At 41.7% G+C, this 14,605-nt stretch carries 9 protein-coding genes; 3 read left to right on the top strand and 6 right to left on the bottom strand.

What is annotated here, in order from left to right:
• Positions 1–117: 117 nt before the first annotated feature.
• The 3 genes from CIK80_RS01805 to CIK80_RS01795 form a co-directional block, all read right to left on the bottom strand.
• Entirely contained in the window at positions 118–2,262 is a 2,145-nt protein-coding gene (locus CIK80_RS01805) for a DUF11 domain-containing protein (RefSeq protein ID WP_095568629.1), read from the bottom strand.
• A 45-nt stretch (positions 2,263–2,307) separates the two neighbouring features.
• Positions 2,308–2,772, bottom strand: a complete 465-nt coding sequence (locus CIK80_RS01800; RefSeq protein ID WP_087041333.1) for a hypothetical protein — start codon at positions 2,770–2,772, stop codon at positions 2,308–2,310.
• A 267-nt stretch (positions 2,773–3,039) separates the two neighbouring features.
• Positions 3,040–4,587, bottom strand: coding sequence for a hypothetical protein (locus CIK80_RS01795; protein ID WP_257011662.1), 1,548 nt, complete (start codon positions 4,585–4,587; stop codon positions 3,040–3,042).
• 814 nt (positions 4,588–5,401) lie between these two features.
• Between CIK80_RS01795 and aceE the strand changes: the two genes are divergently transcribed.
• Positions 5,402–8,215, top strand: coding sequence for a pyruvate dehydrogenase (acetyl-transferring), homodimeric type (aceE, locus tag CIK80_RS01790; protein WP_084387268.1), 2,814 nt, complete (start codon positions 5,402–5,404; stop codon positions 8,213–8,215).
• 24 nt (positions 8,216–8,239) lie between these two features.
• Positions 8,240–9,928, top strand: a complete 1,689-nt coding sequence (locus CIK80_RS01785) for a 2-oxo acid dehydrogenase subunit E2 (RefSeq protein ID WP_095568627.1) — start codon at positions 8,240–8,242, stop codon at positions 9,926–9,928.
• Between the two features lie 167 nt (positions 9,929–10,095).
• Here the strand turns inward: CIK80_RS01785 and CIK80_RS01780 are convergent, their stop codons facing one another.
• Complete coding sequence (locus tag CIK80_RS01780) at positions 10,096–10,737, bottom strand: OmpW family outer membrane protein (protein ID WP_095568626.1); 642 nt, start codon at positions 10,735–10,737, stop codon at positions 10,096–10,098.
• 796 nt (positions 10,738–11,533) lie between these two features.
• On the opposite strand from CIK80_RS01780, the gene CIK80_RS01775 reads away from it, so the two are divergent.
• A complete protein-coding gene (locus CIK80_RS01775) occupies positions 11,534–12,517 on the top strand; it encodes an ion transporter (protein ID WP_095568625.1) in 984 nt (327 codons plus the stop codon).
• A gap of 103 nt (positions 12,518–12,620) precedes the next feature.
• On the opposite strand, the gene CIK80_RS01770 is transcribed toward CIK80_RS01775, so the two are convergent.
• Both CIK80_RS01770 and CIK80_RS01765 read right to left on the bottom strand, forming a co-directional pair.
• Entirely contained in the window at positions 12,621–13,268 is a 648-nt protein-coding gene (locus CIK80_RS01770) for a TerD family protein (RefSeq protein ID WP_095568624.1), read from the bottom strand.
• 82 nt (positions 13,269–13,350) lie between these two features.
• Positions 13,351–14,472 (bottom strand): WYL domain-containing protein, encoded by a 1,122-nt coding sequence (locus CIK80_RS01765; RefSeq protein ID WP_062844297.1) that lies wholly within the window; start codon positions 14,470–14,472, stop codon positions 13,351–13,353.
• Between the last annotated feature and the right edge of the window lie 133 nt (positions 14,473–14,605).

Raw genomic sequence — 14,605 nt, 5'->3', positions numbered from 1 at the left:
TAAAACATAAAGAGGTAACAGGGTGGAACATCTCTAGCTTGAACCAATCATTTTTAACTGTTCAAGCTAGAGATTTGTTCTATAAGCACCTTATGGCGCTTATAGGTTACTTGATTATCAATTAGTGCCTGTTTGCGAAGGTTTTGCAGCAAACACAACGTTGGCTGTCGTATTAGCAGCGATACTCGCAAATGTCACTTGGATTGACTGACCAAGCGTTTGAGTCGTTGCTGTTGGGGACGCTGAGAAGCTATTGGTTTGATAGGTAAGTTTGCTGTCTAACGTATCTGAAACCACAAGATTGTTAACGATTTTAGCGGTATCCATGAATGTGTTTTTAGCTTCTAATTTATAAAAGACACATTGATCAGCATTAGCAGTGACATTGCCAGTCGACCACGCAGCAGCGGTAACACCAGGATTAGCATCACAATTAGCCGCTATTTGGTATTTTTTCAGATTAATACCTTGCAAGGTCGTCGTAGAGGTTGTAGACAGTGGATTGCCAGCAGTGCTAGTAGGCGCGGCAGTACCGTTAACAGCACCATTAGGCTGTACAGCGACTGTTAAAGTCTCAAAGTCACCTATGTTGTTTACGTTATCTGCTGTAGAGTTTGGATCGTTGCTACCTTTACCTGTTGAAGCGACCTGTACGCCAATTTTGACGCTCTCGCCAGGCGCTAACCCTTTACGAGTGGTCGTACTACCTGGCTCGAAAGGAGTGGCAGCATTAAGATCGTAGATACCATTTACACCAGTAAGTTCAATTTCACCAGTGTCAAACTTACCATTGTTGTTAGCGTCTACATAGACACGTGCGATACTGATATTAGGATTATCAATAATCCCGCCATCTTGAGTAGCCGTTGGTTTTATAGATAGTTTGACAGCATTGGCATTATTGCCTGTTCCTGCTGCTTCTATAACGTCAGTACCATTGTTAGTGATGGTATAAGTGTAACTGTTAGTCACGTCATTAATAGTATTAGGGGTAACAAGCGCAATTTCTTTATTGGCACCAGGAGTGATGGCAATAGCACGCGTTTGATTGGTCGTGTTTACGGTTGCATTGGTATTATCGTCTTTACCTACTAGAGGTTTAGCGGGATCTTCATAAGTGTTTTCAGTAGGACCGCCTGGATTAGTGCCATTATCAGATCTATCGATGATATCAGGCGTATTCGCAGTAGCATCGTCTTTGGTATTGTCTCTGACGACTGCATAGTTGACGAATGAGCTAGTAGCGGTTGCGCCAGTTGCTTTTTTGGCACGGAAAGTGACGGTGATCGTTTCGCCAACTTTGATATTTTGGCCAGCGACAGTGATTGTTTTGTTGGCATTAGAGATGACAGCTGTGCCAGCGGCACTACCATTAGAGGCAGTAACAGTAGGCGCTACATAGTTAGCTTCTCCTGACGCTATTGCTACCAAGCCTGATGGTAGATCATCTGAGATACTGATTGCAGTACCAGCGATATTACCTTCGTTTTTTACGGTAATCGTATAATCAACATAAGCAGTGGCATTATTTAAATCTAAGTTACTGTTACCAAGGTTGGTAATCGCCGATTTTGTGATAGCGTAAAGCGGCGTTTTGGTTAACGCATTATCAGTGTTAGTAGCGGTATAAGTAGTAACAGCGCTGTTACTAGGTTTCGATTTTAGGTAGGCACTTTGAGCAGTGACGGTTAAGATACCATTAGCATCGGCAACCCGTTTAGTATCGGCTTGAGCTGTCACAGTGATTAACGCTTTTTCGCCTGGTGCTAATGCAATCGTACCGCCGTTAGCAATGGTCACCAAACCCCCAGTGTTAGCACCGCTAGCATCAACTTTTTGATACTTGATAATACTACTGCCTAGGTTGTAATCAAAATCATCGCCCGTGGCATTGGCAATATTGATGGTATAAGTATCATTAATGTTACCAGCGTTGGCCAAGGTATGGGTGAAATCCACGGTTGAAACGGCTTGTGCATTAATAGCACGATCTCTACCAAAATCATCGTTAGGATTGGCATCGACGACAGTAGAAATCAAACTAAAAGAGCCCGTTTCAGAAACATTAACGGTGACTACGTTTGATTCAGCGTTTTGTACAGTCGTATTACCAGCGACAGTATAAGAAGCTGTGGCTTTGTTATTTACATTGAATGAGCCAGACGTACCACCTGTTGGGGTAGCTGCATTGGCAGTAGTAATACCCATAGCAGCAACCACACCAATGGTCAACACTGAGTATTGGAATAAATTAGGTTTCATGCGGTCAATCTCCAGAAGGTTTAAGATAAAAGCATTGTGTAAGTATTAGTTGACGATTGTATTGAGTGATACGGCGGCGGATTTCATGGCTGGTAATAGCTTGATATTCCAACGCAGGCTACGGTATTCAGAAAACGGCACCTTAACTACTTTGCCATTTACTTTACGCATCAAAGGCATGTCAGCATAGTTCTGACCATCAGTACTGGCCTGAGCGCTAGCAGGAGTGGCGTCACCTGTGAATACCATGTTGGTAGGAATTGGTAGTGCTACCATCAAATCGTTAATATCTTTATTGATAGTATTGGTATAAGTTGCTTTGTATTGAATGACAGTACCTTTTGGTGCTGTGCGTACTGGCGAATAAACCGTTTTACCTTCTGCATTTTTGATAACTTGATTAGCAGTTAAATCCATTTTCAAGGCATCATCAGCGTGAGCGGTACCTAATACACAGGTAGAGGCCAACGCTGCTAACAAAATGTTGGTTACAAGCTTAAATCGTTTCATATAAAATCCTTGTCTCGATCGTAATGCTAATAAGGTATTAACTTACAAATCGCGGAGTAATTAACCTGAATCTGTTATAGAAAGTACGCATAAAAAATAGGTATTTTCTTCTTTGGTGATTTTCACGTAAACGATACAAATAATCACTATAAAGATGACAAAGGGCTTATTAAGGTGACCAAACGGCAAAAGCCCTATCTTGGTAGATAGGGCTTTTTGGCATAAAAAAGAAAGCTAGTAGATTAGGTGAGAATTACTGACTGATCGCTACTGAGTGTCTACAGTAGTACCGTATTTGGTATTGAAATAAAATATGCGTTTATCTCTTTTGGGCAATGTCTGAGATATGGTTTTAATCGTGCCATTTTGTCCATTGCTCAGCCCATCGTTAAACACATTGGCTTCACGAGCAGGGGTAGTCAGGACTGAGGTTACAGTCGCATTATTGACCCCTTTTTTCTGTAGAATGTCTTGCATGATAAAATTATCAATAGGGATATTGGCGCGATTGGTCGCTGTAATTCTATAAGCAATACACTGCCCAGGTGTCATGTTACTAATACTGCCAGTACTAAATCCGGTTTTTGGATCACCATTATTAGCCGTATTAAGACTAGGATCGGTGTAATTAAGCGTGTTCGGACAGTTATTAATATATTGTGCTTTTTTTAGAACCAAGGCTGCGTTTGCAGCGATCACTCTACCAAAGTCATTGTTTGAATAAAGGTACGTTGTAGTGGTAAATCCAGTATTCTTGTTATCGCTGGTGGTTCGAATAGGATAGGCAGTTCCACTATATTCTTCTATTAAACAAATATTAGTATTATTGTTAAAAGTAGCAATAGGAACGCTAAACTGATACTGACCGATGGGAGACCCTGTATTAACGATCTGAGTCGCGTAAGTAGTAGCTGTGTTCGCACAGTTCACTAATTTAACGGTACTACCACTAATTCCTGACTCTTGAGGCGAGTTAAAAACGCCATTAAAATAATTAGGCTTATTGGTATAAATACTACCGCTACTTGTAATATCATCATTGGTTGCATTTGCCTGAGCAGCAGTGATGCCGCCATTATCATCAAATACAGTGCCTGTAAAAATATACTGAGGAACATAGCAATAGTTGTCTACTCGTAAGTCAATTTCTTGATTGGTTGCACTGTTAAGATAACCAGTATTAGTATAACGGACTTTCACTGAAGCTACTGGTTGAGAAAACTGTACAGAACCTTGACATTGTGTACCCAAATTTTTGGCTGTGCAATTGGGGTCACTGGCGGTTCTAGTAAATAAACCTTGTAAACCTTGTGGAGGTTGGCCAAACATAATATTTGAGCCAGTTATTGGCTGAAATGTACCAGAAATAGTAGAGCCTGCTTGAGTAACCCCTGTAATCTCCACGAAATCATCAAAGGTGTTACCGTTGCTATTGGCATAATCTATGTCAAAAGCACTAAGAGCCACGTTGGTTAAGTAGATGGGTTGTGAGGTCAAAGCATTGCGAAAGTCAAAAATAATGTCAGTATAAGCTGAGATGTTCGGAAAGGTTCTTTGAATATTGATAGCACTAGTGCCCGCTGTAGTAATCACACCAAAATTTGACTTTACCGTACTAGTACTAGATTCAACGGTTGTCATTTTTACTTGTAGGGGAATACTGCCTCCCGCATTACCTAATATATTGACATAGTTATTCGTATTAACAGCGGAAACTAGGTTAGTATAATCAGCATTGGTTAAGCTGCCTTGAGAAAAACTATTGCTACAAACAGCACCTGGGTTTGTAGCAAGCGCAAATGCTGTGTTGCTCATAAATAATAGAATGATAAAACCAGTAAAAATCGACAATAAACATCTATATTGTTGAAGAACATACGAATTTCTGTAGCCTAAACTGTATTTAGTCTTTTCCATAGTATTGTAGCCTTCAATATAAACTGATAGTCGAAACTAGCTATAGATTGTTCTGTTGATAATTCTATATCTAGATGTATAAATATTGTAAAGCATATTTTATATATATCTATGAGTGTAATTCCATAAAGAGTCGATAAGTGGTAGATATTCTACGACCAAACCCTATGGTCATCATAAAGAGCAACGTGTTATCTGCTAGCAATACCATGACATATGTCAGACATCTGTATCTAATCTATCGAAACTTATCTATCTCATCTTAATGAGGTTGGCTGACTAAAAGAGTAAAATGTAGGTACTAAATATTTACCTAATCACTAATCAATATTTATTTCAAAAATACTTGTCATATCACCATTTCTTTATAGCTATAAACAACTGTGGCATAAACGCCTATAATAAAGGGTTATTATCGTTTGATGGTTGATTATAGGAGCTAGGCTGAGAGCGTATTTTACTATCTGATTATTCAGTTAGCATACGATATATAGATGCACAGTATTACCGTTTCTACTTTAATTACGTTGGATGCCCAAGATTATGAAATGATCAAATGCAACCGTATACATGCAGAATACTGAATGTAATTTCTTGAATTAACAAGGAAGTCATTGAGCAAACCATTCCCTTAAGACAGTATTGAACAATACTTTGACTTAACAACATCCTGTTTTTAGGCAGGGCTGACTGACAGAAAAGGACAGTAATGATGAATTATTATAAGGATGCTGATAGCACCGAAACCCAAGAATGGCTTCAAGCCTTTGAGTCTGTTCTCAAGCATGCAGACAAGGATCGTGCTCAGTTTTTATTAAAAGCGCTATACAACATGGCGGTTCAAGAGGGGTTACCATTTAACCGCCTCGATACAGCCTATATCAATAGTATTGCTGTTGAAGATGAGCCAATGTACCCAGGTGATTTGGGTATGGAGCGTAAGATCCGTGCGTTGATTCGCTATAACGCTTTGGCGATGGTCATGCGTGCTAATAAAAATGATGATGATTTGGGTGGTCACCTAGCTTCATTTGCTTCTAGTGCAACGCTTTATGAAACAGGTTTTAACCATTTTTTCCGCGCGGCAAGTGATCACTTCGGTGGTGACATGATTTATTATCAAGGTCACTCAGCACCAGGTATCTATGCGCGCTCTTATTTAGAAGGCCGTTTGACAGAAGATCAGCTTGATAACTTCCGCCGTGAAGTCGGTGGTAAAGGCTTATCAAGTTATCCACATCCATATTTGATGCCTGACTATTGGCAGTTCCCAACCGTTTCAATGGGCCTAGGTCCGATCATGTCGATCTATCATGCTCATGTGCATCGCTACATGGAAAACCGTAAATTACTAGAGAAAGAAGGTCGTAAGATTTGGGCATTCTTAGGTGATGGTGAGACGGATGAGCCAGAAAGCTTGGGTGCAATCTCTCTTGCTGGTCGTGAGAAGTTAGACAATTTGATTTGGGTCGTTAACTGTAATTTACAGCGTCTTGATGGTCCAGTACGTGGTAATGGTAAAATTATCCAAGAACTAGAGTCAGTATTCCGCGGTGCGGGCTGGCGTGTGATTAAGGTTATCTGGGGTGGTAAATGGGATAGCCTGCTTGCCAATGATGATACTGGCGTTCTCAAACATCGTATGGAAGAAGTGGTCGATGGTGAGTACCAGCTATACGAAGCGCGTACGCCTGAATTTACTCGCAAAGAGTTCTTTGGTAAATATCCTGAATTAAAAGAAATGGCAGATGCATTGACTGATGAGGATATTGCCCGTCTAAACCGTGGTGGTCATGATCCACAAAAAGTGTATGCTGCGTTTAGCGAAGCGATGAAAACCAAAGGTCAGCCAACGGTCGTACTGGTCAAAACTGTCAAAGGCTATGGTTTGTCCAGCACAACACAAGCGGTCAATAAATCGCATCAAATTAAGAAACTTGATCAAGAGGCGCTCGTTTATTTCCGTGATCGTTTTGATTTGCCATTTACAGATGAGCAGCTAGAAACACTACCGTTCTACCGTCCTGAAGAAGATTCGGCAGAAATGAAATACTTGAAAGGTCGCCGCGAAGCATTAGGCGGTCACTTACCAAATCGCCGCAGTGGTCACATTCCATTGAATATTCCTGAACTGTCAATATTCGATCGAGTGTTGAAAGGTAGCAATGGTAAAGAGCAATCAACGACAATGGTATTTGTACGTCTACTATCAGCCATGCTGAAAAATAAAGATATCCAAGATCGCGTCGTGCCAATCGTACCAGACGAAGCGCGTACTTTTGGTTTGGAAGGTATGTTCCGTCAACTCGGCATTTACTCTGCAGTTGGCCAAAAATATACGCCAGAAGATAGCGAAGCCTTGATGGGTTACAAAGAAGCTATCGATGGTCATATGCTAGAAGAAGGTATCAACGAAGCGGGTGCAATGAGTACATGGATTGCCTTAGCAACCAGTTATTCTGTGAACGCGCTACCAATGATTCCGATGTACATATACTACTCAATGTTCGGTTTCCAGCGCATAGGTGACTTGGCTTGGGCGGCAGGCGACTGTCAAGCACAAGGCTTCTTACTAGGTGCCACTGCGGGTCGTACGACTTTGAATGGTGAAGGTTTGCAGCATCAAGATGGTCATTCACAAATTTTATTTAACGTCGTACCAAACTGCGTGACTTATGATCCTTGCTATGGTTATGAGCTAGCAGTTGTCGTACATGATGGCCTACGCCGTATGTATGGAGAAGGTGAGCGCGTTTATTATTACTTGACCTTGATGAACGAAAACTACGATCAACCTGCTATGCCTGAAGGTGCCGAAGAAGGTATCAAGCGTGGTATGTATCTGCTTGAAGACAATGGTTCAACTCAGGTGCAGCTATTGGGCTCAGGTGTGATCTTACGTGAAGTACAAAAAGCCGCTAAGATCCTAAAAGATGAGTTTAATATCACCTCAAACGTTTGGAGTGTTACTAGCTTTAACGAGTTGACTCGTGATGGTATGGTTTGTGACGACTACAACCGTCTACACCCAATGGATGAAGAGAAAGTGCCATGGGTTACTGAGCAATTAGCACCGCACGAAGGTATTGTAGTAGCAGCAACCGATTATATGCGTAACTACTCAGAACAAATCCGTGCTTGGTTACCGGACAACCGTCCTTATACCACTTTAGGAACGGATGGTTATGGCCGTTCTGATACTCGTGAAAACTTACGTAGTTTCTTCAATGTTGATGCAGCTCACATCGTTGTTGCAACGCTTAAGCGCTTAGCAGATGAAGGCGAAGTGGAAATGCGTTTGGTTAAAGATGCTATTTCAAGTTTAGGTATCGATGTGGATCAGCCACCTGCATGGCACCAACAGTCTTATTATGATCATTCTCCAGATGCACCAGCACCAGGCAAAGTAAACCCAAGCCCTGTACCTGAGTTTGTCGCTGAAGACGATGAAGAAATCAGCAATGAAGGTCGTGCTGAAGATCAAGCGGATGCAACTTTACTCAATGACGGTGATGTCAAAGAATAATAATCATAAGACTAGGAGATAAACATGGATATTAAAGCCCCCGATTTGGGTGTCGATAGCGCCGAAGTCAGCGAGATTATGGTAGCAGTGGGTGATGTTATCGAAAAAGATGACAACATCGTTTTGCTAGAGTCAGATAAAGCCTCAGTTGAAGTACCAAGCTCTGCCGCTGGTAAAGTCACCAAAATCAGCGTTGCTGTTGGTGATCAAGTCAGCGAAGGCATGGTATTGATTGAACTAGAGAGTGCTGAGGCAAGTGACGATGCTGACGACAATGCCGAAGAAGTAACTGATTCAGAACAAGCAGACGAAAGTACTGAAAACGCACCTGCTGAAGAGGATACAGACGTAGAAGAATCGGCTGAGGATGCTAGTGAAGGCGCATCGACCACCCATGCACTACCAGATATAGGCGTTGACGAAGCGCAAGTGGCTGAAATTATGGTGAGTGTAGGTGATACGGTCAGTGCTGATGAGTCTATCTTACTGATTGAGTCGGATAAAGCCTCAGTTGAAGTGCCTGCACCAGAAGCAGGTGTGGTCGAAAAAATCTTGGTAAATGCTGGTGACACTGTTGCTAATGGGCAAGACTTTATCGTCATTAAAGCGGCAGGTAGTTCTAATGCAAAACCAAAAGCGGACACTGCTAAAAAAGCGGATAAGCCTGCACCAAAAGCTGGCGATAAACCGCAGCCAGCTCCAACAGGCGAGCCAAAGCAAGCACCTGCGCCGACCTCAACTGCGGTCTCTACGGATAAAAAATTGACCGAAGCACAAGTCAATGAAAAGCTTGCAGATGTATACGCAGGCCCTGCTGTACGTAAACTGGCGCGTCAACTAGGTGTTGATATTACACAGGTAAATGGCTCAGCACTAAACGATCGTATTCTAAAAGAAGATCTGTTTGCGCATGTCAAAAACCGTTTGACCACCCAGCAAGCCACGCCAGCTGCTCAGGGCGCTGTTAGCTCAGGACTGCCAAAGCTACCTGACATGAGTAAAACTGAGATTTGGGGTGAGACGGAAACGCAAGACCTCAGCCGTCTTCAAAAGGTCTCAATACCTCAGCTTAACTATAATACGTTATTGCCACAGGTCACTCAGTTTGATTTGTCAGACATCACCGAGACTGAAAAACTGCGCGGTGAGCTAAAAGGCGGCATGAAAGCTGAAGGTATTGGCCTGACTATCTTGGCCTTTATTGTTAAGGCAACGGCATATGCCCTCACACAGCACCCACGTTTTAACAGTCATTTGAGTGATGACAACACTCAAGTGATTTTGCGTAAGAGCGTCAATATGGGTATTGCGGTTGCGACTGATGACGGTTTAGTGGTGCCAGTGATCAAAAACGCACAGGATAAAGGCATCAAGCAGATCGCCATCGAAATCGGTGAGTTGGCAGGCAAGGCACGTGATAAAAAGCTCACCACGAAAGACATGCAAGGTGCAAGTTTTACTATCTCAAGCCAAGGTATCTTAGGCGGTACGGCGTTTACACCACTTGTTAACTGGCCACAAGTGGGTATCTTGGGAGCATCAGAAGCGACCATGCAGCCTGTTTGGAATGCTGCAAAGCAGACTTTTGAGCCGCGCTTAATGCTGCCACTTTCATTGTCTTATGACCACCGTGTCATCAACGGTGCTGATGCAGCAGTATTTACCCGCTATGTCGCTACCTTATTGGCTGATCCACGCCGTATTTTACTCTAGGTTTGATTATCAGCTCTTAACATAATTAATTTAAAAAAAGACTGTCTACGGATGGTCTTTTTTATGCTTGAGAGTTTTTGGAAAACAATCATTACCAGCAATAAAAAAGTCAGTTATCAAACTGACTTCTTTATTTACGCTATTTCATCTGTGCTATCTTTGATATATTAGAATTGTTTAACAAATGCCACGCCATATACCCAAGGGCTGATATCAACTTCACCAATATCTAGCGTTTTACCAGCAACGTCTACACTTGCGTCGGTCTTGATGTCCATATAGCGAGCATCGATACGAAAGGATTCAGTGGGGGTAAAAGGAATATCAAGACCGAGATGACCAGCAACGCCAACACTGTCATCCAGCTTTAAGTTTTCGTATGTATCGCTATAAATTTTTTCTTTAAAAAAGGTTGTGTAGTTCACACCTACGCCAATAAAAGGTTTTACATTCATAGGCATATTGTAGCCGTCAAAGTGATATTGTAGAGATAGGGTAGGCGGTAGATGCTGAGTCTTTGCATCAATTGTGGTGTCACCAGCTGTTAAGGTAATGTCATGATGGAAAGGAATTGCTGCTAATAGCTCGACTCCTACGTTGTCGGCAATGAAGTACTCGCCACTGATGGTTGGACGGATATCGCTATCTACATCAGCATCTATGGCGCCATTTGCAAGGGTGCCATTGTTATTCTTAGGATCGACCATATGGGCACCAGCAGCAACTGACCAAGTACCTGCAGGGACTGCAAAAGCAGTATTCACAGTCAATGCAGTGATAGCAGCTAAAACTAGGGATTGTAGTTTCATCGTTTTATTCCTCAACATGATAGATAGTTTTTGGTAGAGATCTAATGAGGGATGACATTAGCTACCGATACACAATGTTATGATTATTCACTAAAGAGTAACATTGAGATTATATTATATTATAAAACCATGCTAACTGTAAGGTTTTTTGAATGTATATGAGACGGTTTTATACGATAGATTATGACAACTAACGTTTTAGTCAAAAAATTGGGAGTTTTGAGAGAATTAGTTATCATGATGGGATGATAGTTGTTTTTTATATCGTGACCAGATGAAATAAAACTGTCTTCATATATGCTTTATCTATAAAACCTCAAAACTAAAGTCCTGATTTCAAATTTGGTCTTGTTTACCTAACACTTTTTGGATTGATAATTATGTTATAAAAAAGGCGTATATATTATGCTCGGCTACTGTAGTAATTCTCCTCTACGCTGTGAAAAAGCACGTTCTATGGAAGCATTGAATCAGGTAGATTCGTGTTGCCCTGAATGTCATCTATATTTACTACCTGCCCAAGATATAAGCCAGCAATTACGCTTAGAGGAAAAGGTGTTGCAGTTTGCTATTTTACTCATCGCATTTGTATTACTCACATCTACCTATATTTATTATTCAAATTTTGTATAATCAATGACGTTTGGCTCAAGTAAATATAACTATGTGTCACTAACGTTCTTTAACGTAGTACCGAATAATTGTCATCAGCGATGACTGCGCTAGAATCCAAAAAATATATTTAGGATGTATGTTTTATTAACATAAGACCAGTGTTTTACCAATTAGGGACGTCATGCTACTCCAATCTATACGGCGCTTGCGTCTTTTTGTCTACAATATCTTGCAGAACGATGACCATGACACGTTCTTTAGTCGCTGCGTTGATTATTTTTTAATATTTTTGATCATGACCAATGTAGCAGCGGTCATTGCAGAGTCTGTTGATCAATGGTATTACGGCTATCAAACCTATTTTACTTGGTTTGAGAATTTCTCTATTGTGATATTTTCTATCGAGTATTTGCTGCGATTGTGGAGTGTGGCTGAGGCGAAGCCAACGAACACGACTTGGCATCAGCGTTGGCAATGGTTAAAAAGTCCTTCAGCGTTGATAGACTTGGTGGCGATAGCACCTGCGTTTCTTAACTTCTTTGTGAATATTGATTTACGCTTCTTACGCATTTTGCGTCTATTCCGTATCCTCAAATTGACACGATATTTCGCCTCTTTACGTATTCTACTGGTGGTCATTAATAAAGAAAAAGGCTCATTTCAAGCGGTGATTTTTATTTTGATCATTATGATTGTCACTGCTTCTAGTGGTATTTATTTGGTTGAAAACCATGCCCAGCCACAGGTGTTTGAGTCGATACCTAAAGCTATGTGGTGGGCGGTGGTCACGCTAACTACGGTTGGTTATGGCGACGTCATACCAATTACAACTGCTGGCAAGATACTGGGTGCAATTATCACGATATTAGGTGTCGGGCTGGCAGCATTACCAGCTGGTATTTTGGCAACGGGGTTGGCAAATGAGCTTGCTCAGCGTCGTGAAGAGCTAGAGCAGCATTTTCGAGAGCAACTGATTGATAGCGATTTTGATTTGATACAAAATCAGATAATGATAGATAAGATTCGACGTGAGCTTGGTTTGGATAAAGAGCAGGCGCAAGGCATCGTGCTACAAGTATTACGTGAACAAGAACTTGAGCGCCGCGAGAGAGAAGTAAACGTCAAACAAAAGAATTTTTGTCCGAACTGCGGCGAGGCATTATAGAAAACAAAACAGTAAAAACGGCGAGTATAAAGCTAAAAAAGGGGCTGCGTTTTGATAACGTAGCCCCTTTTTATATAGCAATTGAATAGGTGTTGTGAGAGTTCTATATGCCTTGTGGAATAGGAAGCGCGCGTGCAAGTTCATGGGACACGCCTTGCGATGCTTCCACCATGTCTTCGGCAGAAAGTGGTAAATTATGTAATGTTAAATGCCAGTCCTCTATTTCTCGGCGCAAATGCGCTACCCAAAGCGTGGTGCAATCACGCGGAATCTGCTTTAAGTTGACCTCAAAGCACCGATTGCCTTCATCATCACTAAGATGAATCTCACCTTTTTTCACTCTAGAAAACGGATGGCCATGATAAGAGTTGGCAATCAGGGCAATATGGGTAATATTGAGTGGCACTTTTTCTAAGGACAGTCTGATTTGCTCTTGGTCAAGTGGCGCCAAATACATGGCTTGTTCGCCACGATCTTTACCATTTAAGCTATCACCTTGATGTTTGACCGACTCAGCTCTATCACGCAACTGTTTGAACCAAACAATGTCGTGAATGGTACAATGAGTATCATATAGGACGCACGCCAAATCGATATCAATTGCTTCTTTGTTCTTCTTAAAGCGTTTGAGTAAACCTTTTGATTCAATTTTAGTAAAGTCATAATTTAGTGCAAAAAACAAGGTTCCCGCATCTATACCCAGCCCTTTTAAGCTTTCTGAAAGTAGTGGTGATGGGGCAGTGGTCGACATAACATTCCTTTTTAATTCTTAGTTTTTAAATGCCTGTATCCATGTGAATACAGTTAAATTTGAGTGGTGTTATAGTTAGGCATTATTCATTATTTAGCGATTTATCTAATACAGCTTGATATAGCAGTTCAGGTTTGGCGTTTAATAAACCATTGCCAAAACCGCGCAACCACCAAACCAGCTGTGACGTCAGATTTACAGTGGCTTGGATGGTCAAGGTGTCATCGTCGTTTGACATGACAATTTGATCATCGCTCAGCTTACTTTCGGTTAGGCTTTTACCGGCTTGCTTGGTAAATTGTAGCTCAATGGATGTATTTTTACCACGGTTGGGCAGCTCGCTAAATAATGGGTGACTAAAGCCCATGCCACCTGCGTCCAAATACGTATCAAGCTGAAAATTCTCTGGCGTTTTTGCGGCGCTGTCGAGAATTTCGACACTGGCAAAACGGTGCAAAGCAAACGTACGAATGATGGATTCTGTGTCGTCGGTACGAGTGGCGACCAAATATATGATGACACCGCGTTGAATAATAGCAATTGGATTTAGAGTATATTCACTGGCCTGAGATTTATCACCACGAGTATAGCTGGCTTTGATTTGTAATTGATAAAACAAAGCATGATAAATGTTGTCTTTACTTTCTAAGTTGATATGCGGCGCAATCAAGGGCTGAGTTGCAGGTTCAATACGGACTCTATCTATCCATGAATGCGTGACTTTGCTGTTTTTTAATTGTCGTCTGGCCAAGTCAAACCAAGGAAACAATTCATCCAAAATAACAGGGGGCAGTAGCTGAGTCAGATTGGCTTCTACCATATTAAAAGCAACGGCTTGCGATAGATTCATATGAGGCAAGCTCTGTAATGGTGCGTCATCGCACCAGCGCCAACCTTGTGGATTGGCATTGTTTTTTTCAATAGGAAAGCGTTTGGCCAGTGCATTTAAATCACGCTGCACAGTACGCAGACTGATGTCAAAGCCTGCCATGATAAGCTGTTCAAATATATGGGTTGTGCCTACCCAGCGATTACGCTGTAGCTGAGATAGCACTTGCCATTGCCGTGCTGTTGTGGCTGCGCCGTGGCGATTGTCGCTTGTATCGTTCAAGACCTGACTGTCCGTTGCGACTGGTATGTTAGTCTGCTCATCAGAATCTGTCTGTCTTTGAAGAGAGTTAGCATCAGTAGGATGTACAGTCATTAAGAGATAACCTTTATAAAGTTACAGTCAGTTTTTATACGTGTTAGCGCACCAAGAACTATTTATCATCGCAGAAAAATATCGTAGCGTCTAGGGACGTTCGTCACTGTGTACGTCCGCCAAGTGCTGTATA

The sequence above is a fragment of the Psychrobacter sp. JB193 genome (assembly GCF_002285555.1).
GTDB classification, from domain to species: Bacteria; Pseudomonadota; Gammaproteobacteria; order Pseudomonadales; family Moraxellaceae; genus Psychrobacter; species Psychrobacter alimentarius.
This window is presented reverse-complemented; position numbering and strand designations above follow the sequence as displayed.

Coding starts and splice junctions, on each gene's coding strand:
- CIK80_RS01805 (WP_095568629.1), bottom strand. CDS start 2,262: ATGAAACCTAATTTATTCCAATACTCAGTGTTGACCATTGGTGTGGTT.
- CIK80_RS01800 (WP_087041333.1), bottom strand. CDS start 2,772: ATGAAACGATTTAAGCTTGTAACCAACATTTTGTTAGCAGCGTTGGCC.
- CIK80_RS01795 (WP_257011662.1), bottom strand. CDS start 4,587: ATGAGCAACACAGCATTTGCGCTTGCTACAAACCCAGGTGCTGTTTGT.
- aceE (WP_084387268.1), top strand. CDS start 5,402: ATGAATTATTATAAGGATGCTGATAGCACCGAAACCCAAGAATGGCTT.
- CIK80_RS01785 (WP_095568627.1), top strand. CDS start 8,240: ATGGATATTAAAGCCCCCGATTTGGGTGTCGATAGCGCCGAAGTCAGC.
- CIK80_RS01780 (WP_095568626.1), bottom strand. CDS start 10,737: ATGAAACTACAATCCCTAGTTTTAGCTGCTATCACTGCATTGACTGTG.
- CIK80_RS01775 (WP_095568625.1), top strand. CDS start 11,534: ATGCTACTCCAATCTATACGGCGCTTGCGTCTTTTTGTCTACAATATC.
- CIK80_RS01770 (WP_095568624.1), bottom strand. CDS start 13,268: ATGTCGACCACTGCCCCATCACCACTACTTTCAGAAAGCTTAAAAGGG.
- CIK80_RS01765 (WP_062844297.1), bottom strand. CDS start 14,472: ATGACTGTACATCCTACTGATGCTAACTCTCTTCAAAGACAGACAGAT.